This window comes from Collinsella sp. AM09-41, from assembly GCF_003473245.1.
GTDB lineage: Bacteria > Actinomycetota > Coriobacteriia > Coriobacteriales > Coriobacteriaceae > Collinsella.
This window is the reverse complement of record NZ_QRMJ01000006.1, coordinates 95,834-116,675: the sequence shown is the minus strand read 5'-3', so window position 1 is coordinate 116,675 and position 20,842 is coordinate 95,834. Positions and strand designations below refer to the sequence as shown.

At 61.2% G+C, this 20,842-nt stretch carries 19 protein-coding genes; all 19 read right to left on the bottom strand.

Annotated features, from left to right (window positions below; all coding sequences use genetic code 11):
* Nucleotides 1-239 precede the first annotated feature (239 nt).
* Nucleotides 240-2,486, bottom strand: coding sequence for a polyribonucleotide nucleotidyltransferase (locus DW112_RS08025; protein WP_118328714.1), 2,247 nt, complete (start codon nucleotides 2,484-2,486; stop codon nucleotides 240-242).
* 149 nt (nucleotides 2,487-2,635) lie between these two features.
* The gene (rpsO, locus tag DW112_RS08020; RefSeq protein ID WP_035138510.1) at nucleotides 2,636-2,914 is read right to left on the bottom strand and encodes a 30S ribosomal protein S15; all 279 of its coding nucleotides are present in this window, start codon (nucleotides 2,912-2,914) and stop codon (nucleotides 2,636-2,638) included.
* Nucleotides 2,915-3,052: 138 nt separating this feature from the next.
* Entirely contained in the window at nucleotides 3,053-3,802 is a 750-nt protein-coding gene (gene recO, locus DW112_RS08015; RefSeq protein WP_118328713.1) for a DNA repair protein RecO, read from the bottom strand.
* A 15-nt stretch (nucleotides 3,803-3,817) separates the two neighbouring features.
* On the bottom strand, nucleotides 3,818-4,885 hold the full coding sequence (gene era, locus DW112_RS08010; protein WP_233545895.1) for a GTPase Era: 1,068 nt from the start codon (nucleotides 4,883-4,885) through the stop codon (nucleotides 3,818-3,820).
* Between the two features lie 12 nt (nucleotides 4,886-4,897).
* On the bottom strand, nucleotides 4,898-5,275 hold the full coding sequence (locus DW112_RS08005; RefSeq protein WP_099431794.1) for a diacylglycerol kinase family protein: 378 nt from the start codon (nucleotides 5,273-5,275) through the stop codon (nucleotides 4,898-4,900).
* A 9-nt stretch (nucleotides 5,276-5,284) separates the two neighbouring features.
* Nucleotides 5,285-5,794, bottom strand: a complete 510-nt coding sequence (gene ybeY, locus DW112_RS08000; protein ID WP_117736687.1) for an rRNA maturation RNase YbeY — start codon at nucleotides 5,792-5,794, stop codon at nucleotides 5,285-5,287.
* Complete coding sequence (locus tag DW112_RS07995; protein WP_118328712.1) at nucleotides 5,791-6,777, bottom strand: PhoH family protein; 987 nt, start codon at nucleotides 6,775-6,777, stop codon at nucleotides 5,791-5,793. The genes ybeY and DW112_RS07995 overlap by 4 nt, the downstream gene beginning before the upstream one ends.
* Entirely contained in the window at nucleotides 6,758-8,050 is a 1,293-nt protein-coding gene (locus DW112_RS07990; RefSeq protein WP_117839851.1) for a MiaB/RimO family radical SAM methylthiotransferase, read from the bottom strand. The genes DW112_RS07995 and DW112_RS07990 overlap by 20 nt, the downstream gene beginning before the upstream one ends.
* A 9-nt stretch (nucleotides 8,051-8,059) precedes the next feature.
* On the bottom strand, nucleotides 8,060-9,208 hold the full coding sequence (gene dnaJ, locus DW112_RS07985) for a molecular chaperone DnaJ (protein WP_118328711.1): 1,149 nt from the start codon (nucleotides 9,206-9,208) through the stop codon (nucleotides 8,060-8,062).
* A gap of 81 nt (nucleotides 9,209-9,289) precedes the next feature.
* Nucleotides 9,290-10,393, bottom strand: coding sequence for a DnaJ domain-containing protein (locus DW112_RS07980; RefSeq protein ID WP_199575467.1), 1,104 nt, complete (start codon nucleotides 10,391-10,393; stop codon nucleotides 9,290-9,292).
* A 58-nt stretch (nucleotides 10,394-10,451) separates the two neighbouring features.
* Complete coding sequence (hemW, locus tag DW112_RS07975; RefSeq protein ID WP_118328710.1) at nucleotides 10,452-11,684, bottom strand: radical SAM family heme chaperone HemW; 1,233 nt, start codon at nucleotides 11,682-11,684, stop codon at nucleotides 10,452-10,454.
* 2 nt (nucleotides 11,685-11,686) lie between these two features.
* On the bottom strand, nucleotides 11,687-12,730 hold the full coding sequence (gene dusB / locus DW112_RS07970; RefSeq protein WP_118328709.1) for a tRNA dihydrouridine synthase DusB: 1,044 nt from the start codon (nucleotides 12,728-12,730) through the stop codon (nucleotides 11,687-11,689).
* A 4-nt stretch (nucleotides 12,731-12,734) separates the two neighbouring features.
* Nucleotides 12,735-14,546 (bottom strand): translation elongation factor 4, encoded by a 1,812-nt coding sequence (gene lepA, locus DW112_RS07965; protein ID WP_118328708.1) that lies wholly within the window; start codon nucleotides 14,544-14,546, stop codon nucleotides 12,735-12,737.
* 96 nt (nucleotides 14,547-14,642) lie between these two features.
* Nucleotides 14,643-14,909 carry a 30S ribosomal protein S20 gene (gene rpsT / locus DW112_RS07960; protein WP_022094714.1) on the bottom strand — a complete coding sequence of 89 codons (267 nt, stop codon included), beginning with the start codon at nucleotides 14,907-14,909 and terminating at the stop codon, nucleotides 14,643-14,645.
* Nucleotides 14,910-15,042: 133 nt separating this feature from the next.
* Nucleotides 15,043-16,005, bottom strand: coding sequence for a DNA polymerase III subunit delta (holA, locus tag DW112_RS07955; protein ID WP_117758522.1), 963 nt, complete (start codon nucleotides 16,003-16,005; stop codon nucleotides 15,043-15,045).
* A gap of 78 nt (nucleotides 16,006-16,083) precedes the next feature.
* On the bottom strand, nucleotides 16,084-18,387 hold the full coding sequence (locus DW112_RS07950) for a DNA internalization-related competence protein ComEC/Rec2 (protein WP_118328707.1): 2,304 nt from the start codon (nucleotides 18,385-18,387) through the stop codon (nucleotides 16,084-16,086).
* Nucleotides 18,384-19,097, bottom strand: a complete 714-nt coding sequence (locus DW112_RS07945; protein ID WP_158571744.1) for a ComEA family DNA-binding protein — start codon at nucleotides 19,095-19,097, stop codon at nucleotides 18,384-18,386. The genes DW112_RS07950 and DW112_RS07945 overlap by 4 nt, the downstream gene beginning before the upstream one ends.
* Nucleotides 19,098-19,310: 213 nt before the next feature.
* A complete protein-coding gene (gene thiI / locus DW112_RS07940; RefSeq protein ID WP_118094257.1) occupies nucleotides 19,311-20,555 on the bottom strand; it encodes a tRNA uracil 4-sulfurtransferase ThiI in 1,245 nt (414 codons plus the stop codon).
* A complete protein-coding gene (locus tag DW112_RS07935; RefSeq protein WP_035138532.1) occupies nucleotides 20,556-20,837 on the bottom strand; it encodes a DNA-directed RNA polymerase subunit omega in 282 nt (93 codons plus the stop codon).
* Between the last annotated feature and the right edge of the window lie 5 nt (nucleotides 20,838-20,842).

Here is a 20,842-nt window from a genome sequence, read left to right as displayed (position 1 = left end):
ACCAACAGACCACCCATGCATCAAAGCCCCATCCAAACCGGTCTATCCCGCCGGTTTCCCGTGGGGCGGGCGCTGATGAAGTTTATCGCGAGCTCCGCACGAACAGGAGGCCACTTAATGTGGCCTCCGTCGTGAGCAGGACTGTAGAGCAGGAAACTTCATATGCGGCCCTCCCGGGCGCAAGCAAAAGGGCGACCCCTGTCCGGAGTCGCCCTTGCGGTGCTGGTTATGTACGGCTGTTACTCGGCGTCGTGGTGGCGGCGGGGCTTGCGGCCTCCGTTGTCGCCGGGACGGCGCGGACGGTCGCTGCGCTCAGTGCGCTCGCGACGCGGACGCTCACGGCGCTGGAAGTGTTCGCCGTCGCCTTCGGAGGAACCCTCGGCGCGAGCCGGAGCCTCAGGCTTGTCAAGACGATCGAGCGAGATCTTGCCGCGATCGTCGACCTCGATAACGACGACCTTGACCTCGTCGCCGACGTTGAGGACGTCCTCGACCTTCTCCACGCGGCCCTTGGCGACGCGGGAGATGTGCAGCAGGCCGTCCTTACCAGGAAGCAGGTTGACGAAGGCGCCGAAGGGCTGGATGGAGACCACACGACCGGTGTACTCCTCGCCCGGCTCGGGAACCTTGATGATGAGCTTGATACGCTCGACAGCCTGATCGACGGACTCGCCGGTGCCGCCGACAAAGACGGTGCCGTCCTCCTGGATGTCGACCGAGGCACCGGTCTCGTCCTGGATGCCGCGGATGACCTTACCACCAGAACCGATAACGTCGCGGATCTTGTCGGTCGGAACCTGGATGGAGACGATGCGCGGAGCGGTGCTGCGCGTGGTGTGGCGCGGCTCGGGGATCACATCGAGCATCTTCTGCAGGATGAAGGCGCGACCCTCCTTGGCCTGCTGCAGGGCGCGGGCCAAGATGTCGAAGGTAAGACCGGTGGCCTTGTTGTCCATCTGCAGGGCGGTGATGCCCTCGGTGGTGCCGGTGACCTTAAAGTCCATGTCGCCCAGGAAGTCCTCGAGACCCTGGATATCGGACAGGACCACGGTCTTGCCCTCCTCCTGGATCAGGCCCATGGCGATACCGGAGACCGGGCGCTTAATAGGCACGCCGCCGTCCATAAGGGCGAGCGTGGAGCCGCAGGTCGAAGCCATCGAAGAGGAGCCGTTGGACTCCATGACCTCGGAGACCACGCGAATAGCGTAGGGGAACTCGTTCTCGTCGGGGAGCACCGGGAGCAGGGCGCGCTCGGCCAGGTTGCCGTGGCCGATCTCGCGGCGCTTGGGGCTGCCCATGCGGCCAGTCTCGCCGGTGCAGAACGGCGGGAAGTTGTAGTGGTGCATATAGCGCTTGCCCTCGGTGGGCTCGATGGTATCCAGACGCTGACCCTCGTTGAGCATACCGAGCGACAGGACGGAAAGCACCTGGGTCTGGCCACGCTGGAACAGACCGGAGCCGTGAACGAGCGGCAGGTAGTTATCCTTCACCATGATGGGGCGAATCTCATCGGCGGCACGGCCGTCGACGCGCTCGCCGGTCTCGACGACCATGGTACGCATAGCCTTCTTCTCGAGCTTCTTGAGCGCCACGGGGATCTCGCGCTCCCAAGCGGACTGTTCCTCCTCGGTGAACTCGGCACGGATGGACTCCTTCAGAGCCTCAACCTTGCCGATACGGGAGAGCTTGTCGGCATCGCGAAGGGCGGCGGCCATCTCGTCGTAGTGGGCGAAGATGCGCTCCTGGACCTCCTCGACGGGCTGGTCGAGCGGGTACTCCTTCTTGACGATGGCGCCATTGACCTGCTCCCACTCGGCAACGAACTCGTCCTGGGCCTGGCAGAAGGCGGCAAGGGCCTCCTGGCCAAACTTCATGGCGGCGAGCATGTCGTCCTCGGAGATCTCCTCGGCGCCGGCCTCGACCATCGAGATGAAGTCGGCAGAGCCGCCCAGCTCCAGGTCCAGGTCGGAGTTCTCGCGCTCCTCGTAGGTGGGGTTGACGATAAACTCGCCGGTCTCCACGTTACGGCCGATGCGCACGCAGGCAAGCGGGCCCTCGAAGGGCACGCCGCCGAGCGTCATGGCCAGGGAGGCACCCATGACGTTGATGACGTCAAAGGGGTTGACCTGGTCGGCGACGAGCGAGGTAGCGACGATGTGTACCTCGTTGCGGAAGCCGTCCGGGAAGCTCGGGCGAATCGGACGGTCGATCATGCGCGCGGTGAGCGTGGCCTTCTCACTGGGACGGCCCTCACGCTTGAGGTAGCCACCCGGGATGCGGCCGGCGGCGTACATCTTCTCGTTGAAGTCGACGGTCAGCGGGAAGAAGTCGTAGTTCTTGCGCTCCTTGGAGACGACCACGGTGTCGAGCATCGTGGTGTCGCCCTGCTTGACCAGACAGGCGCCGGTGGCCTGCTTGGCAAGCTCGCCGGACTCAAAGGTGTAGGTCTTGCCGTACAGCTCAAAGGTCTTGGATACGAGTGTCATTGTTCTCCTTTACCCCACAGGCCCCTTGCCTGCGGGCTTCTCATGTGACGCGGGCCCCCTGCCCCCGCCACGCTTCAGAGCGTGATTGTTCACGCCCTTACACAAAAAGAGCGCCCCGCTGCGCAGGACGCTCTTAGCATGTACAAATCCTACTGGATGTTGTCGCGGATGCCCAGAGCCTTGATGAGCTCACGGTACTCGACGATGTCGTTCTTCTTGATGTAGGAGAGAAGACGACGACGACGGCCGACGAGCATGAGCAGGCCACGACGGGTGTGGAAGTCCTTCTGGTGGGACTTCATGTGCTCGGTCAGCTCCTTGATGCGCTCGGACAGGATGGCGACCTGAACCTTGGGGTTGCCGGTGTCGACCGGGGTGTTACCGAACTGGGCAGTCAGCTCCGCCTTGCGCTCTTTGGAAACAGTCATTGTTTCACCTTTCGTTTCTTGTCGCCCGCGGGCGACTCGATTCGCCTCGGACTGGGAAGCCGCCGGTGGAGCGAGCATCCAAGGTCGAGGTACCAACAGGTCGGTATGTTACCACAAGCAGCCCGCGCCTGCGCATCATCACCGACCCAACATGAATTCCATCGCACGGAGACGTTGATCAGTGTGCGTCGCAGCCCACACGTGCGAAAGCCCCAGCAAAAAGGCAGCGGTATGGGGGTCGACCCTCTCGGCCACAAGCGCATCGAAGGTCATGGACATGAGGGCGCGCAGCCATGCGACCTCACCGGTCGACACCAGCTCGGCACCGGGCACGCTCGACGCGCACGACCCGCACATGAGGCCGCCCGCCTGGGGCGAAAAATACGACAGCATCGGGTCTCCGCACAGCACGCATGCCGAAAAATCGGGTCGGTAGCCAACGTGCGACAGCAATTTAAAGACAAAGGCCGCCACGAGCAGGTCCATATGTGCCGCGTCGAGCCCGCTGCCGACAAGTGTGAGCGCCCGCTGCGTGATGGCAAAGGTAAACGGGTCCTCGGCGTCCTCGAACGAGCACGCGCGCGCGACCTCGGCGATCGCGCTTGCGGCGCATGTCATCTCGTAATCGGGAGCAGCGCCGAGCGGCGCCTCCATAAGCTCGGCCTGGGAAACCACGTCGAGCGACCGTCCATGCGCAAGCAGCAGATCAACGGTACAGAACATCTCGCAGCGCGCAGCCAGGCGTCCACCGGGTTTGCGGGCGCCCTTTGCCACGGCACGAACCTGCCGACCCCGCTCGTCAAGCATCGTCAGGATCAGGTCCGTCTCTTTGAGCTTCGTCTTATCGAGCACGAGCACTTTCGTGCGATATGTACGAGAACCTGCCATTCGCGCCGCGTGTCCCTAATCCTCGGCGTTATAGCCAAAGCGGCGAATCTGGGCCTCGTCGTCACGCCAGCCGGCCTTGGCCTTCACGTCCAGCTCCAAAAAGACCTGGGTGCCAAAGATGCGCTCAAGGTCGCGACGGGCGTCGATGCCGATATGTTTGATCATCTCGCCGCCCTTGCCGATGATGATGCCCTTTTGGCCCTCGCGCTCGACGTAAATGGTGGCGTGCACGCGCAGCACCTTCTTGGTCTGCTCAAGCGCATCGCAAATCACGCCCACGGAGTGCGGGATCTCATCACGGGTGCGGCGCAAGACCTTCTCGCGCACAAACTCGGCAACGAGCGTCTCATCGGAAGCGTCGGTACCCATGTCCTCGGGGAACCAACGCGGACCCTCGGGCAAAAAGTGCGCAACGGTCTCGATGAAGGCATCGACGTTAAAGTTCTTGACCGACGACGTCACGATCTCGTCGTCATATTCCATGAGCTCGTGGGCAGCCTTAAGCTGCTCCATGACCTGTGCGGGGTCGGCCTCATCGGCCTTGGTAAGCACCAGGACCTTCTTGCAACGGGCGCATCTGACGCGCTCGGCAACCCAGGCGTCTCCCCTGCCGATCGGCTTGGTGGCATCAATCAAAAACGCGACGACATCGACATCGTTCAGCTCGAACAGCGCGCTCTTGTTGAGCTCAAACCCTAGACCGTCCTTGGGCTTGTGGATACCCGGAGTATCGACAAAGACCAGCTGGTAGCCGGGGCGGTTGACGACGGCGCGCATGCGGCGGCGGGTCGTCTGGGCCACCGGCGAGGTGATGGCGACCTTTTTGCCATAGCAGGCGTTGAGCAGCGTTGATTTACCGGCGTTGGGGCGGCCGACCAAGGCCACGAAGCCACTGCGGAAACCGGGCTCAACGTCGCCAAAGCCCGCGAGGCTGTCGTCCTCGTCGCACAGGGCGTCGAGCTCCTCGTCGCTCATGCCCTCAAACGGGTCGAACTCCTCGACTTCCTCAGAGGCCTCGGTCGCCTTAGCATCCGGGGACTCGTCGTCCAAAATTTCATCGATAGGCTGCATATTGTCGGACATGGGAATCCCTTTCTAAATAAAGCCGAGCGCGTGGGCAAATACCAGCAAGCCCACAATCGCGGCGGTGATTGAAAGTACGTATACCGAGGCGGCGGCGATGTCCTTGGCGCGTTTTGCCAGCGGATGGAGCTCCTGGGTCGCCAGATCGACAATGGCCTCCATGGCGGTATTGCACAGCTCGCCGTGAATCACCAGGCCGCAGCAGATGATGATCGTGGCCCACTCGGCAATGTCGAGCCCCACGATGCAGCCGGCAATGACGGTGCACACGCCCGCTACGAGCATGACCTTAATGTTGCGCTCGGTCTTGACGGCGGTGACGAAGCCCTCCATGGCGTAGGAGAACGACTTTAAAAAGGACGGATGGTCCTTGTTCGATCCGGGAATCATAAACGGCTCCTAGTCGTGGGCATGATTGGTGATGGGGCCGACGTGAACGAGTTTGGGGTCCTCGCCGCGCTCGAGCGCCAGATCGCGCAGGATAGCGTCCTCGCGGGCCTCCATGACCTCGGCCTCGTCGTCCTCGATATGGTCATACCCCAGCAGGTGCAGCATGCCGTGTACGAGCATCAGGCGGCACTCGTCGGCAGGGCTATTGCCAAAGCCGGGGGCCTGACGGGCAATGACCTGCGGGGCCAAGATGATATCGCCGAGCTCGAGCGTCTCGTCGGCGGGAATATCCTCGTCAAAGGCCGAGTCGCATTCAAACGAGAGCACATCGGTGGTGCGGTCGATGCCACGCCACTCGTGGTTGAGCTCGTGCATCTCGTCCTCGTCGACATACGAAAGGGAAATCTCGACTTCACGTTCAACGTCCTCGGCGGCAAGCACAACCTCGCAAATGTGCTCCACCTCCTGCGCGTCGAGCAGCGTATCGAGCTCGGCATCGTTGCTGATCAATACACTCAACGGGACTCCTTTCGGTCGCGCGAGCGCTGCTCACGCACGTCATCATAAGCATCGTATGCCTCGACGATACGACCCACCAGGGCATGGCGCACCACATCGGCGCGCTCCAGGTGTGCAAACGCCACATCGTCGACACGGCCCAAAATCTTCTCGACATCCGCCAAGCCACCACGACGACCCACCAGGTCGCGCTGGCTGAGGTCGCCGGTAATCACGAACTTGGAGTTGAATCCAAGTCGTGTCAGGAACATCTTCATCTGCTCGGGCGTGGTATTTTGCGCTTCGTCGAGCACCACGAAGGCATCGCTCAGCGTACGACCGCGCATATAGGCAAGCGGGGCGATCTCGATCACGCCGCGCTCCATAAGCTCATCGGTGCGCTCGCGATCCATCATGTCAAAAAGGGCGTCGTAGAGCGGACGCATGTACGGATCGATCTTTTCCTCGAGGGTGCCGGGCAAAAAGCCCAGGTTCTCCCCTGCTTCGACAACCGGACGCGTCAAGATCAAACGGCCCACCTCGTGGCGCTTGAGCGCGGCAACGGCGAGCGCCATGGCCAGATAAGTCTTACCGGTACCGGCTGGACCCAGGCCAAACGTGATGGTATGCGAGCGGATGGCATCCACATAGCGCTTTTGCCCGAGCGTCTTGGGGCGAATGACGCGGCCGCGATACGAAAGCAGCACGTCATCGCGAAGCGACGTAGCCTCGTGCTCACCGTCGCGCAAGACGGCCATGCAGCGAGAGACATCGTCGGCAGACAGGGTACGACCGGCCGCCGCCTCGCGAAAAGCATGTTCGAAAAAGCGAGCCACGAGCTCGACCTCGTCCGGGTCACCGCTCACGGCGATGCTATCGCCACGGGCGACCACGTGAGCGCGAACCAAACTCTCGAGCGCACGAAGGACGCCGTCGCCGGCGCCCAAAACGCGCGAGGGATCAACTCCCTCGGGAACGGTAAGTCTAATCTTCGAGGCTTCCATGGACCTCCCTGCGCGCATGGACCAAGCCGGAATCATCGACTCCGATGATAGCAACATCGAGCAGGCACGGGGCTGTAAGTCCACAGGTATCGTCAAGACGGGCATGATGGAACGAACCGAGCGTCAGGTTGTCACCATACTCGAGCACGGCACGCTCGACAGTGCCCACGCGACGACGAGCATCGGCAATAGCGAGCTCCTGCGCCGTGTCTCGCATACGACGGCTGCGCTCGGCCATAACCTCGGGCGGCACCTGGTCGGGCATGTCGGCAGCAAGGGTACCGGGACGCTTGCTGTAGCGGAACACGTGCATACGCGAGAAACCCACACGGCGGCACAGCGCCAGCGACTCCTCGAACTCCTCGTCCGTCTCACCAGGAAAACCGACGATGACATCGCACGAAAGAGACGCCTGGGGCAAGTTGGCGCGAATCATACGCACCGTGTCCTCAAAGGCCTCCGCACTATAGGGACGACCCATGCGATGCAGGGTCGCCGTACAGCCGGACTGCACGGGCAGGTGCAAAAACGGGGCGATACGCTGCGGATAGCGCGCCATAACCTTAAGCAGGCGCTCAGAGATATCCATGGGCTCGACCGAGGAAATGCGCACATGCGCAATAGTCGTGCGCTCCATGATGGCCTCGAGCAGCTCATCGATTTCGACATGCTCGTCGGTCGCGCTCTTGCCATCGTAGGCACCCAGGTTCACACCGGTCAGCACCACCTCGGGCACGCCGGCCTCCTGGGCCTCGCGAACTTGTTCAAGCACGGACTCGACGGGCACGGAGCGCTCGGGGCCGCGCGCCTTCCACACAATGCAATAGGTGCAGCGATGGTTGCAGCCGTCCTGGATCTTCACGCCCAGGCGAGAGCGACCGAGCGCATCGACCACCTCGCCATCGCTGCAGGCGGGAACGCTATCGGACTCAACGCCCAGCACCTCGCAGACACGTTCGGCGACATCGATCTTGGACGGCTCGGCGATCACGCGATCCGAAAGCTCCAACAGCTCCTCGGGATGCAAATTGACCACGCAACCGGTCACGAGCACATAAGGCTCGTTTGGATGGGCCAGCGCATGACGGACGGCCTTACGTGTCTTGGCCTCGGCCTCGCCCGTAACGGCACAGGTGTTAATGACGATCAGATCGGCATCCTGGGGCTCCACCATGGCAAAGCCCAGGCGCATAAGATCGGCAGTGATACGGTCAGACTCAACCCGGTTGACACGGCAGCCGAGGTTGACGACGGAAATATGGGGTGCGAGCACGCGGGCTCCTTAATCGAGGATATCGTCGAGGGCACTCTTGATACGGTCGGTCACCGACTTCTTACCGGAAGCGACGTCATCGCCCATCTCATCGGCAAAAGCACGGAGCAGCTCGCGTTGCTTATTGGAAAGATTGGTGGGAACGACCACGCGCAGTTGCACGATCAGGCGGCCACGCGAACCGCCACCGCCAATGCGCGGCATGCCGTAATAATTGACGCTCACGGTGTCGCCGTACTGGGCGCCGGCGGGAACCGTCACCTTAACGACCTCGTCGGGCATAATGCCCTCGACCTCGATCTCGCAGCCGAGCGCAGCCTGCGCAATCGAGATATCGCTCACCAAGTACAGGTCGTCACCGTTGCGCTTAAAGCGCTCATGGTCGGCAACGCGCACGTTGACAATCAGGTCACCCGAAGGCTCGCCGCGAAGGCCGGCCTCGCCAAAACCACTCACGCGCAGCTGGCGACCGGTCGAAACACCGGCGGGAATATCGATGTCGATCTTTTCGTGCGAAGGCGTGCGGCCCTGACCGTCACAGGTCTCGCAGGGATGGTCGATAACCGTGCCCTCGCCGTGGCAGTCGGGGCAAGGCGAAGAGGACTGAACCTGGCCCAGGAACGAACGCTGGACCGTCGTGACATAGCCCGTGCCGCGGCAGCGGCTGCACTGCTTTTCCTGTGCACCCTCGGCCCTGCCGGTGCCGTTGCAATCCTCGCAGGGGGCAAGGCGGTCATAGCTGATCGTCTTTTTGCAACCGAGCGCCGCCTCCTCAAGGGTCACCGAAAGGGAGATGGCCATATCGCGGCCGCGACGACGCTCACGGCGATTTCGGGCGCCACCGCTGGCACCGCCGCCAAAGAACGAGGAGAAGAGGTCGTCCATGCCCATGCCGCCAAAGATATCATTGATATCGACGTAGCCGGAGCCACCGGGGCCGTCGGCAGTGCCGTAACGGTCGTAGTTAGCACGCTTCTGCTCATCGGAAAGAACGGAATACGCCTCGTTGAGCTCCTTGAACTTGGCCTCGGCCTCGGGGTCGTCCGAAACGTCCGGGTGTACGGTACGGGCCTTCTTTAGAAACGCGCGTTTAATCGTCCGCGCGTCGGCATCCTTGTCGACGCCAAGTACCTCGTAGTAATCCCTATTTTCCGACACGACCGAATCCTTCCGACTTTCATTATTGTCACAGTGCGTCCTATACCCAAGCTGGGCCGGCCGCAAACAGAGGGTTTGATGTTATTGCATTGCGTAGGGCGAAAGCATGGCACGCTGCGAGCAGCTCGCAAACCAAACCGACACGAGCGCAAACATAAATCCGTTGGCAAAACCATTGGCAAACTGCATCGCGCCGCGCTTCCACCACAGCAGGCTGCGATGCAGTACGCCGTCCGAGAGCACCATGAACAGGCCCATGGCAAACGGAATAAAGCACATCACGGCAAAGGCCGAGAACACGCCCGAGATGGCCGACAGCACCAAAAACGGCGCCACGATGCCCATCAGGTAAAAACCGGTACGGGCCTTGCCTTCCAGGCGCTCGGCCTCAACATGGGCGCGACCGACCAAATCGCCACCCGAGGCACCGTTGGTGCCGGCGTGACCCATACCGCTAATACGGACCTCGTCGCCATCGTGCGTACCGGCAGGAAACTCAATCGTCTGCTCGGAGGTCACACGGGTTCGCCCGCTGCCGCCGCAATCGGGGCAGGGGTCGGCGACGACCTTACCGGAACCGCCGCACTCGGGGCAGACCGACTGAAACGTGCCGGCACCAAACAGGAAGGACAGGTCGACGTCGATGTGGCCGCGACCGCCGCAGCTCGGACAGGTATGTGCATGCTCGGAGGAGACAGAACCCGAGCCTCCGCAGTGACCACAGGTATCGAAGCGCGTATAGCGGACGGTCTTGCGGGCACCACCCTTGGCTTCCTTGGCGTCGAGCTTAATATCGACGACCACGTTGGCGCCGTTCTCGGGATTATAGGCAGCCTGCCCGCGACGCGGCTGGCCCCAGGCGCCACCAAAGGGAAAGCCGCCCTCAAAGGGATTGCCATAGCCCGCGCTACCGGCGTAGCCGCCGCCATAGGGAGAAGCCGCAGGAGCGCCGGCGAAGGGATTGCCCGAGCGCATGGCGTCATAGCGCGCACGCTTCTGCTCGTCCGAAAGCACGGCATAGGCCTCGGAAACCTCTTTGAACTTTTCCTCGGCATCCGGCTCTTTATTGACGTCCGGATGGAGCTTGCGGGCCTTTTGCTGGAAGGCTTTTTGTATATCACGCGAGGTGGCGTCCTTAGAGACACCCAAAATCTCGTAGTAATCTTTTTCGTTCATCGTCGCCATGCGCGGCAACCTCCTGCTCACAGCAGCGTATATATTGCGGTAATTCTACCCGAGCGGCCTAGGCTAGACCCCAAAACAGCTCGAACAGCACATTTCCATCGAGCCAGCCCAAGTGGGTGGGCGCTAAACGAGCACGGACGCGACCTGCGATAACGTCTTTTGAGGTGACGCGTCCCGCATGTCCTTCAATATGATCGGGCACCCAGGCGGCAAGGCCCAACTCGAGTGCACGGTCACAAGCCACTGCCAGTTCATCGGCAGGGATGACACGAGACGCGCGAACCAACAGGTCGGAATCAACACCGCGCGTCATGCGACAAGCGAGCATCAGGTCCTCGGCCGCCGCCTCGCGCCGCGACAGATACTCGGCATCAAACATCGTCGCGGCATCGTCGCGTTGTACCAAACGCACGCGGTGAAAGTCACCACGGGGAGCCACGCCGGGAAACAGTCCAGCCAAGCGGTCGAAATCCTCGTCGTCGAGCATGCCCGCGGCAGAACGACCCAGGCCCAGGTAGCCCCGACCAGTCCAGTAGGCGATATTATGGGCACATTCATGCCCATCGAGCGCGTAGCTCGCCACCTCATACGGATGGTAGCCGGCCGAACTCAGCCGCTGGCGCGCAACGTCCATGCATGCGGCCTGGAAATCCTCATCGGGCTCAAGCGACTCGTCACGGCACACCATGCGGTAAAGCGGCGTGCCCTCCTCGAGCGTGAGCGGATAGACCGACACATGGTGCGGGGCCGCCTCAAGCACGCCATCGAGCGTATGCTGCCAGCTCGCCATAGTCTGTCCGGGAAGCCCGCACATAAGGTCGCACGACACATCGAGCCCAACATCCTTCACCGTCGCGATAGCCGCAAGTGCCCGATTAGCATCGTGAATGCGGCCAATAGCAGCCAGCTCGGTATTGTCGAGGGTTTGCACGCCCAGAGAGATGCGCGTGACACCCGCCTCGGCAAGCGCGGTGGCGAGCTCAGCGGTCAGGGACTCAGGATTGGCTTCGCAAGTAAATTCAACGGGTTTGCACCACATGGAGATACGCCGGGCAAGTTCCACCAGGCGCTCCCCTGCCAGCGATGGCGTGCCGCCGCCAGTATAGACCGTGCGGACCTGCGCAAGCGCCCCGGCGTCGCCAAAGGAATCGAGGCGCGCATACAACTGCTCAAAATAGGAATCGAGCGCGGCATCCAAATCACACGCAGCAAAGCTGCGCGAGTCAAAGTCGCAGTACCGGCACTTTTGAGCGCAAAACGGCACGTGCACGTACAGCGCGGTAACGGCCACCGTTAGGCCTCCAACGGATGGGCAGGCACCGACTCGCCGGCGGCAAGCGCGGCCTCGCAGGCCACCACGTCGCGCTCGATATCATCGACCAGCGCCATAAACTCCTCGTACGTAGAGCAACGCACCACCTGAGCGCGCCAGGCGGCGGCATGGGGCATGCCCTTTAAGTACCAGCTTGCGTACGTGCGAGCACGCGACATGAGCGGCAGAAGCTCGTGCGTCAACGTCAGGTGCTCGCGCAGAGCCTCCAGGCGCTCGACCGAGGAGCGAGAAGGAACCGGCGTGCCATCGAGTGCAAGGGCTCGGGCATCGACGAACACCCACGGATTGCCGTAGATGCCGCGCGCGATAAACACCGCGCTGGCACCCGAGCCGTGCAGATGCTCAGCAGCGTCCTCGGCCGAGAACACATCGCCCGAACCAATCACGGGAATCTCGACAGCGTCGGCAACCTCATCGACGACCGACCAATCGGCCTGGCCCGTGTAGAGCTGCGTGGCGCAACGACCATGCACGGCGACTGCGGCAGCCCCTGCGCCCTCAAGCATCTGGGCAAATGTCGCGGCATTGCGGTCCTCGGCATAAAAGCCCTTGCGAATCTTGACGGTCACGGGCACGTGCGCCGCGCCCACCGTGGCCTCGACGATCTTCTCGGCCAGGTCGGGCGTGCGCATGAGCGCCGAACCCTCGCCCTTGGTGACAACCTTGCGGGCGGGGCATGCCATATTGATATCGATGAGCGACAGGCGATCGCCAACGCGCTCCTCGACGGCGGCGACGGCGCTCGCAAACTGATCGGGCTTGGAGCCAAAGAGCTGCACGCAAATCTGCTGCTCCTCGTCGGCCGGCAGCACCAGGCGCCACGTTTTGTTGCTGGCATAGGCAAGGCCTGCCACGCTCACCATCTCGCTGTAGGCAAGGTTGGCACCGCGGCGGCGACACATGATGCGATAGGCGGGGTCGGTAACGCCCGCCATGGGAGCCATAAGGAACGGCTGCTCGGCATAGGCGCCCAGCAGCCGCAGACTATATTCGGAAAGAGCCATAGACCTACTCGTCCACCTTGAGGATCGCCATAAAGGCCTCCTGCGGGACCTCGACCGATCCGATGGCCTTCATACGCTTCTTGCCCTCTTTCTGCTTCTCGAGCAGCTTGCGCTTTCGCGAGATATCGCCACCGTAGCACTTAGCAAGAACGTCCTTGCGACGCGCCTTGACGGTGGAACGGGCGATGATCTTGTTGCCGATAGCACCCTGGATGGGCACCTCGAACAGCTGACGCGGGATGATCTCCTTGAGCTTGTCGCACAAGCCACGGGCCAGGCCATATGCCTTGTCCTTATGGACGATAAACGAAAGCGCGTCCACCTCGTCGCCCGAAAGCAAAATATCGAGCTTCACGAGCTCGGAGGGACGGTACTCGTTGAACTCGTAGTCGAGCGAGGCATAGCCCTTGGTGCGGCTCTTGAGCTGATCGAAGAAGTCCAAGATGAGCTCGGCGAGCGGCATATCGAAGCGCATCTCGACCGATTTGCTCGTCAGGTGGATCATATCGGTTGTGACGCCGCGGTGCTCAATGGCGAGCTGCATGACGGCACCCGTGTACTCAGGCGGGCAGATGATCTTTGCCTTGAGGTAGGGTTCCTCGATACGATCGATGCGTGTGGCCTCGGGAAGGTCCTGCGGACTGCGGACATCGATCATCTCGCCGTCGGTCTTGTAGACGTGATAGTCGACCGAGGGACTCGTGGCAATGAGGTCCAGGTTGAACTCGCGCTCCAGGCGTTCCTTGACGACTTCCATGTGCAGCAGGCCCAGGAAGCCCACGCGGAAGCCAAAGCCGAGCGCCACCGAGGTCTCGGGCTCCCACACCAACGACGGGTCGTTGACGTGCAGCTTATCGAGGGCGTCGCGCAGATTCTCGTAGTCCTTGTTGTCGATCGGGAACAGGCCCGTGTAGACCATGGGCTTGGCCTCGCGGTAGCCCGGAAGCGGCTCGGGGCAGGGGTTCGAGGCCCACGTGAGGGTATCGCCCACGCGCACGGCCTCGGGGTCCTTCAGGCCCGTGACCACGTAGCCCACCTCGCCAACGGTCAGCGCGTCGACCGGCGTCTCGGCGGGACGCTTGACACCCACGCCATCGACCAAAAAATCGCCCTTGGCCTGCATCATGCGCAGGGTATCGCCCTTCTTGATGGAGCCGTCAAAGACACGGACCGTGGCGACGACGCCGCGGTACTCATCAAAATACGAGTCCAGGATGAGCGCCTTGAGCGGCGCGTTTGCATCGCCCTTGGGCGGTGAGATCAAAAAGACGATGGACTCCAGCAGATCGTGGATGCCCTCGCCGGTCTTGCCCGATACGCATACGGCATCGTCGGCGGGAATCGCCAGGTCATCCTCGATCTCGGTCTTGACCTCATCGGGGAGTGCCGACGGCAGGTCGATCTTGTTGATGGCGGGCACGATATCCAGGTTGGCGTTCATGGCGAGCGTCGCGTTGGAGACGGTCTGTGCCTCGACGCCCTGCGTGGCGTCGACGACGAGCACTGCGCCCTCGCAGGCGGCCAGCGAACGCGAGACCTCGTAGGTAAAGTCCACGTGGCCCGGCGTATCGATCAGGTTGAACTGATACGTCTCGCCATCGTCGGCGTCATAGGAAACGCGAACGGCATTAGACTTGATCGTGATGCCGCGCTCGCGCTCGATATCCATGGTGTCGAGCAGCTGCGACTCCATGTCACGCTCGTCGACGGTATGGGTGAGCTCGAGGATGCGGTCACTGATCGTGGACTTGCCATGGTCGATGTGCGCAACGATTGAGAAGTTGCGGATGTGGGAAATGTCAATTGAAGTATTCATGCGGACTATCTTACCCGAGCGGTACAAAAAATGGAGCCTGTTCCATAAAACAGGCTCCATTTATGCGCGTAATCTGTGTGTTGTGAAATTTACAACTTAGGCGTTGATGCTGTTCACGAGCTTGGCAAGACCGGACTTGCGGTTGGAAGCCTGGTTCTTGTGGATAACATGCTTGGCGGCAGCCATATCGAGACGCTTGGTGACGGTCTTGAGGGCAGCCTGGGCCTTCTCGGCGTCGCCCTCGGCGACGGCAGACTGGACGTGCTTGGTCAGCGTCTTGAGCTCGGACTTGACAGCCTTGTTACGCATGCGAGCTGCCTCATTGGTGCGGATACGCTTCTTCTGAGACTTGATGTTTGCCACTTCTGGAGTTCCTTTCGAGTTCCTTGCAAAAAATGTATGACACCTCTGAGACACGGTGAGGTCATGCAAGCGCCTACTATAGCACGCTCCCCCTCAAAGGGATAGAACGAATTTGTCAAATAGGCAGGTATCATCACGATTTTCTCAAGATGTTCGTAATCCAGAGCAAAAGCGCGGTCTGAGAATCGGCCGAACCCTTCAGCGCGAGCTCCACATCGACCGCGCCCTCGAGCGCGGCAACGAGCTCTGCCATCGAAAAGCGACGTGCCCAGGTCAGGTGATTCTTGACCTGCCAGGACTGGAGCTTAAGTGTTGCGGCCAGCTCACGACCCTGTCCGCGCGCCTCGAGCGCCTTGGCAACGATAAGCTCGCGGATGCGGCCGCACAGCAATGTGTAAGTCCACACATAGCTCTTGGCGGGCAGTAGATTGAAGAGCTCGAGCGAGCGTCGCATGTCACGGGCCGAGACCGCATTGAGAAAGTCCCAGGGTTGAACCTCGGCCGTACGGACAATCCAGCGCTCAACGTCGGCAAGCTCAATCTGGGGCGCCTCGACCATCTGGGCAAGCTTAGCCAAGTCGTTATCGAGCATGCGCGTGTTTTCGCCCGAACGCGAGACGAGCTCCTCGGCGGCCGCCGTCGAAATCGACTTACCGCGCTGCGTCGCCATCTGCTGAACACGGCGCGGCAGTTCCCAGCGCTTGGTACCCGAGCAATCGACGATAGCCTTCTTGTCGATCTTGGCGATTGCCTTATACAGGCGCGTATTCTTGGCAAGTGAGTCGGCGATGATGAGGCAGACCGTAGTGGGGCTGGGACTCGCCAGATACCCAACGAGCGGCTCCGAGACCGCCTTGGCGAGCTTTGAGCAGCCATCGAGGATTACCAGACGAAACTCGCTGCCCATCGGAAAGGTGTTAAGCGATCCGATAATGGACTCGATATCGGGGTCCTTGGTCATGTCTCGCTCGTCGAGGTTGAACTCGACCATACCCGACTTTTCCAGACGCGCTTTCATACGCGAGACGGCGTGATCGCGCTTAACTCCGTCGGTACCGACGATCAGATATGCCGGCAGCAAACCGGTTTCGGACATTGCGCTCCCCTCCCGCAGGCCTTCGCATTCGTTCCGTGCCATTCTAGCCCAGGGGCCCACCACACGCCAACGACGTCGTCACGGTCGCTGGCATCGCATCACAAAGCCATTCGCAGTCGGTGCGACGGTAATGTCGCCGTGTTCGATGGTACACGCGAACACACCACCCGCTTCCTTAACGGCATCGATGCAGGCATCGGACGGATGGCCGTATCGATTCCCCTCACCGGCGCTTGCGAGGGAAAGCTCGGGCTTCAGGACGTCCAGCAACTCACCATCGACTGAAACCTTGGAGCCGTGATGCCCAAGTTTAAGTACATCGATATCCCCCACCTCCTGCACGAATTCCCGTTCTTGGTCGAGCTCGGCATCACCGGTGAGAAGTATTCGCAGGCCCTTACCTTCCTGAACATAAGAGAGCAGCAGGACAAGCGAGTCCTCATTTCCCTCGCCATCCACGGACTCGAATGGCCACATCACGCGGGCGCAAAATGAGCCGATGTCGACCGTATCCCCACGGCGCACCTGCCGATACTCCACGCCGGGTCGGTTCAATACCTCGGCAGGAGCATCCTCCAGCGCATCCGCCGCCACGGCAATCGTTCCGACCGAAAACTGTTCGAGCACGGCAGGCAAACCACCCCAGTGGTCCTCATCCCAATGCGTCACAAAGACGGCATCGATATGGTGCACGTTATTGCGAACCAACGCCGCCACCACGCGCTCGTCGAGCCCGCAGTCGACGAGAGCTACTGCGCCGCCTTGGCGGATAAGAATCGCATCGGCCTGGCCCACATCGAGCACCGTCACCGAAGGCGGAGCGAATCGATCCCAATAGACGTACGGAATCGCAGCCAAGAGCATCAGGCATGCAAGCCCCGCCGCCATAGGACGTGCACGGGGACGCGGCCACCAGACCAGCAGAACCGCCAGAAAACACGGCAATAGGTAAATCCACATGCTATCGGGCGGCACGCTCACGTATGCACCCGGCACGGCGGCAAACAGCTGCTCGAAGAACAGCGCGCAACGGGCGGCAATCATGGGCACAACGAGCGCCCAAGTCCGCAACGGTCCCACGAGCGAAAAGGGAGCCAGCACGATCGACACAGCGAGCAGAACGCTCACCACCGGACCGATGACCGCATTTGACAACGGAGCAATGAGCGAGAATGTACCGAAGGCAGGAATGGTAATGGGAAGTGTCGCCAGTTGCGAGCACAGCGTGACGGAAAACACGCTGGCAACGCCCGATGGCACACCCAGCTCACCCAAAGCATAGGTCGCATAGGGGCAAAAGCACAGAATGGCTAAGACGCTGGCACATGATAGCTGAAAGCCCATCTCGAACAGCACCGTCGGCCGCAGTAGCACAAAGATGGACATGGTTACGAAGAGTGCCGAAAGGCCGTGCCGACGACGCCCCGCGTCGTTTACGACAAGCGTCACGAACACCATGCAGCACGCGCGCACGGCCGAGGGAGACGCGCCCGTAAATGCAGTGTAGCCCACAAGCGTTATCGCCAATATCGCCCGCTGAAGACCACGTGAGCACCGAGTCTTTTGCAATACGCCCTCGATTACAAACCCCACGATAGCCAAATGGCTGCCCGAGACGGCGATAAGATGTGCCGTTCCCGTCACAGAAAACCAGTCGCCCGCCGGCTGGGCGCGCAGCTCGGCCGAACGACCGCAGACGACACCGGCTATGAGCGCACGCGCCGGGTCGGTCGCAGGCGCGATGGACGCAAGCAGCCCATTTCGCAGCCGAAGCAGCGGCCCCGGAGAACCCTCATCGACCGACACAATCCGAACGGCTTTAACCTTACGCACCTCGCCTCGGAGCACGCGCGATCGTCCATATGCATCGTTCTCAAAACGCGAAACGCGACCGATAACACGCACGTGCGCCCCGACCTTGAGCTCACGATCACACGATAGGCGAACCGTTGCCAAGTTCTTACCGTCCGCGCGTGCCTCGCAGGTATAGGAATACACGTCGTCGTTTATGGATGGATCGCCCTGCACGACAAACTCGAGGCCGCTTGCCGCTCGACCGTCGAGCGCCTTCGAGGCGCTGAGCGCACCCACAGCCCACCACGCCGAGACGACCGCTCCCGCCACGAGACCGACGGACGCGGCATACAGCCACCGCTTCCAAGGGGCAAGCCGCGCACAAGATTGAGCCAGCACAACGAATACCGCCGCCGCAACGGGAATGGCCCATAGCAGCCCGACCGCCGGCGCCTGCTCCCTCAGCAGCGCATCAGCGGCCACGTTGAGCACCAAGGCGCAGCTCATGCACATGCCGGCACACAGGGCCATCGTCCACGGCATCAGGGGCCGCGGAGGCATCACATGTTCGCGCTCGGTCGCACTCATACGCAGATGCAATCTTTGATTTTGGCAAGCTTCTTCTCGCCGATTCCCGACACACGCATCAGATCGTCAACCGAGGCGAAAGCACCGTTCTTTGTCCGCTCATCGATAATCGACTGGGCCATGGAGGGGCCGATGCCCGAAAGCGTCTGCAGCTCTTCTGCGCTTGCCGTATTGATGTTTACTAGGCCTGTTGCGCCACTAACGCCCGACGATGCGGAAGTCCCACCATCAACACCGGCTTCCGCAATGGACGCCTGCTGCTCCCCTACCGTTGGAACGTGAATTTTTTGTCCATCAGTGACCTTGGATGCACGATTAAGCCCCGTAACGTCTGCTTCGGGCGCCAGCCCGCCGGCGGCATCAATCGCCTGAGCCACCCGCGCCCCGTCTTTGAGGCGATATACACCGGGTGACACCACGGCGCCATCAACATCGACATAGACCTCTGCCGCGGCAGACGCCTTAGGCGAAGAGCCTTCGGATGTCTTTCCGCTCGAAGCATCGCCGGATCCCGGCTCCACTAACGTGCCCGAACCATCAGTGCGCTCAAACGACACACCGCCGGCACCGCCGCCAAGGTTCGCCATCGCCAGCCCACTCGCCATCGCAATGACGACCAGTATCGCCATCACCACTGCCTTATGACCGAGCAGTTTGCCCGCCCAGTGGTCCATCTTTTTGACTCGTTCGTGTTGTTCGCGCTGCGCCATAGCAAAACCTCCCAACACCATCGTGTCAGGAAAGGAGCTCCACAACAGCCACGCCCCAAAACCGGTTTTTGCGGTCAAACCAAAAACCGACCAAAACCTTGCACAAATCTGTCCATTTATTCAGGCACACGTCAGCAAATGAACGCTTAGCCGCAAAATGCCCAGACAGCAAAAGACCGACGATGCAGGCGCATCGTCGGTCTATGCACAAATTTACTCGTAATCTTGGTAAATCTCACGCGGAGCAAGCTCCGAATGTTTGCGTTTTAAGGTCTTAGGGGCCTTATATGTGTTGCTCTCGAAGTCGATGTACTCGGTCTGCTTGAGCAGGCGCTCAATCATCTCCTCGTGATCAAACAGTTCCCAGGCCTCATGCACGGCATCGAGTTTAGCGTGCGTCTCGGGTCGGCGCGGCATAAACAGCGTGCAGCAGTCGGGAGCGGCCTCAGTCGAGATATCGAACGTACCGATCTCCTCAGCACGCGCGATGATCTCCTGCTTGTCCGAACCGATGAGAGGACGGAACACGGGGATCTTCACGGCCTCGTTGACGGCCATGATGTTCTCAAGCGTTTGGGAGGCAACCTGCCCAAGCGATTCGCCCGTAACGATGGCCTTGGCGCCCTCGATGTGCGCAATGCGCTCGGCAACCGAATACATAATGCGACGATACATGATCACACGCAGGTTGCTGGGGCAGGTGACCGAAATCTCACGCTGGCAGTCGCCAAACGGCACCACGTACAGGCGGCCGATCTGGACACCCGGCTCAAGCGCACGGATGATGTCCTGCACCAAATACTCGCTCGTATCAGGCGTCTGCGGACGACCGGAGAAATGCACCGGCACGCACACCGCGCCGCGACGCGCGAGCATCCAGGTCGCCACCGGAGAATCGATACCCGACGACAGCAGCGTCACGACCTTGTCGGCAGAACCCACCGGCAGACCGCCCACGCCGCGCTCGGAGCGCGCATACACGTAGACACTACCCTGAACCACCAGAACGTGCACCATCGCGTCGGGGTCGTGCATCTGAACCTTTTTATCGGGGAAGGCCTCACACAGTACCTCGCCCACCTGACGATTGATATCGATCGAGGTGAGCTCATAGTCAGTATTGGAGCGCTTGGCGTGCACCTTAAACGAATCGAAGGAACCAAACTCGCGCAGCGCCTTCACGGCGGCGGCGCAGTACTCCTGCGGGTCGCGGTTGGTGTGATACGCCAAAGACACACGGGCAACGCCGGGAACGGTGCGAATGACACGCGCCGCCTCGTCGGCCTGATGTTCGTTAAAGGTCACGAGGATATAACCGGAAATTCGAGACACGGCATTCACGGAAAAGGCGGCCAAGGCCGCCTTGATGTTATCCATGAGGATATGCTCAAAATGTGCGCGGTTCTTGCCCTTCAGCCCAACCTCGTGATAGTGGACTAGGCAGACGCGAGCCGCCATTTAGGCTTCAGCAACCTTGTGGCCGAGCGCCTTCTCGTAACGGGCCTCGTCGTAAGAGATGTCACCGTCGACAATCTCGTCCATAGCCATCGAGATGGTATCGGCACCGGAAAGCCCGATGGTGATGTCATCGACATCCTGGACGGCAAGCACGCGGTTGTGCTGGCCACGCAGCATGCTATTGATGTCGCAGGCGCGCTTGGAGGCAAGCGAAGCGAGCAGGAAGCGGTTGTGATCGGTCTTCTCCAGAAGATCGTCAATGCAAGGCTTTACAACGGACACGGACC

What these genes read in the sequence shown, in the direction of transcription:
- DW112_RS08025 (WP_118328714.1), bottom strand. Translation starts at nt 2,486, where the DNA reads ATGACACTCGTATCCAAGACCTTTGAGCTGTACGGCAAGACCTACACC.
- rpsO (WP_035138510.1), bottom strand. Translation starts at nt 2,914, where the DNA reads ATGACTGTTTCCAAAGAGCGCAAGGCGGAGCTGACTGCCCAGTTCGGT.
- recO (WP_118328713.1), bottom strand. Translation starts at nt 3,802, where the DNA reads ATGGCAGGTTCTCGTACATATCGCACGAAAGTGCTCGTGCTCGATAAG.
- era (WP_233545895.1), bottom strand. Translation starts at nt 4,885, where the DNA reads ATGTCCGACAATATGCAGCCTATCGATGAAATTTTGGACGACGAGTCC.
- DW112_RS08005 (WP_099431794.1), bottom strand. Translation starts at nt 5,275, where the DNA reads ATGATTCCCGGATCGAACAAGGACCATCCGTCCTTTTTAAAGTCGTTC.
- DW112_RS07995 (WP_118328712.1), bottom strand. Translation starts at nt 6,777, where the DNA reads ATGGAAGCCTCGAAGATTAGACTTACCGTTCCCGAGGGAGTTGATCCC.
- DW112_RS07980 (WP_199575467.1), bottom strand. Translation starts at nt 10,393, where the DNA reads ATGGCGACGATGAACGAAAAAGATTACTACGAGATTTTGGGTGTCTCT.
- dusB (WP_118328709.1), bottom strand. Translation starts at nt 12,730, where the DNA reads ATGGCTCTTTCCGAATATAGTCTGCGGCTGCTGGGCGCCTATGCCGAG.
- lepA (WP_118328708.1), bottom strand. Translation starts at nt 14,546, where the DNA reads ATGAATACTTCAATTGACATTTCCCACATCCGCAACTTCTCAATCGTT.
- holA (WP_117758522.1), bottom strand. Translation starts at nt 16,005, where the DNA reads ATGTCCGAAACCGGTTTGCTGCCGGCATATCTGATCGTCGGTACCGAC.
- DW112_RS07950 (WP_118328707.1), bottom strand. Translation starts at nt 18,387, where the DNA reads ATGAGTGCGACCGAGCGCGAACATGTGATGCCTCCGCGGCCCCTGATG.
- DW112_RS07945 (WP_158571744.1), bottom strand. Translation starts at nt 19,097, where the DNA reads ATGGCGCAGCGCGAACAACACGAACGAGTCAAAAAGATGGACCACTGG.
- thiI (WP_118094257.1), bottom strand. Translation starts at nt 20,555, where the DNA reads ATGGCGGCTCGCGTCTGCCTAGTCCACTATCACGAGGTTGGGCTGAAG.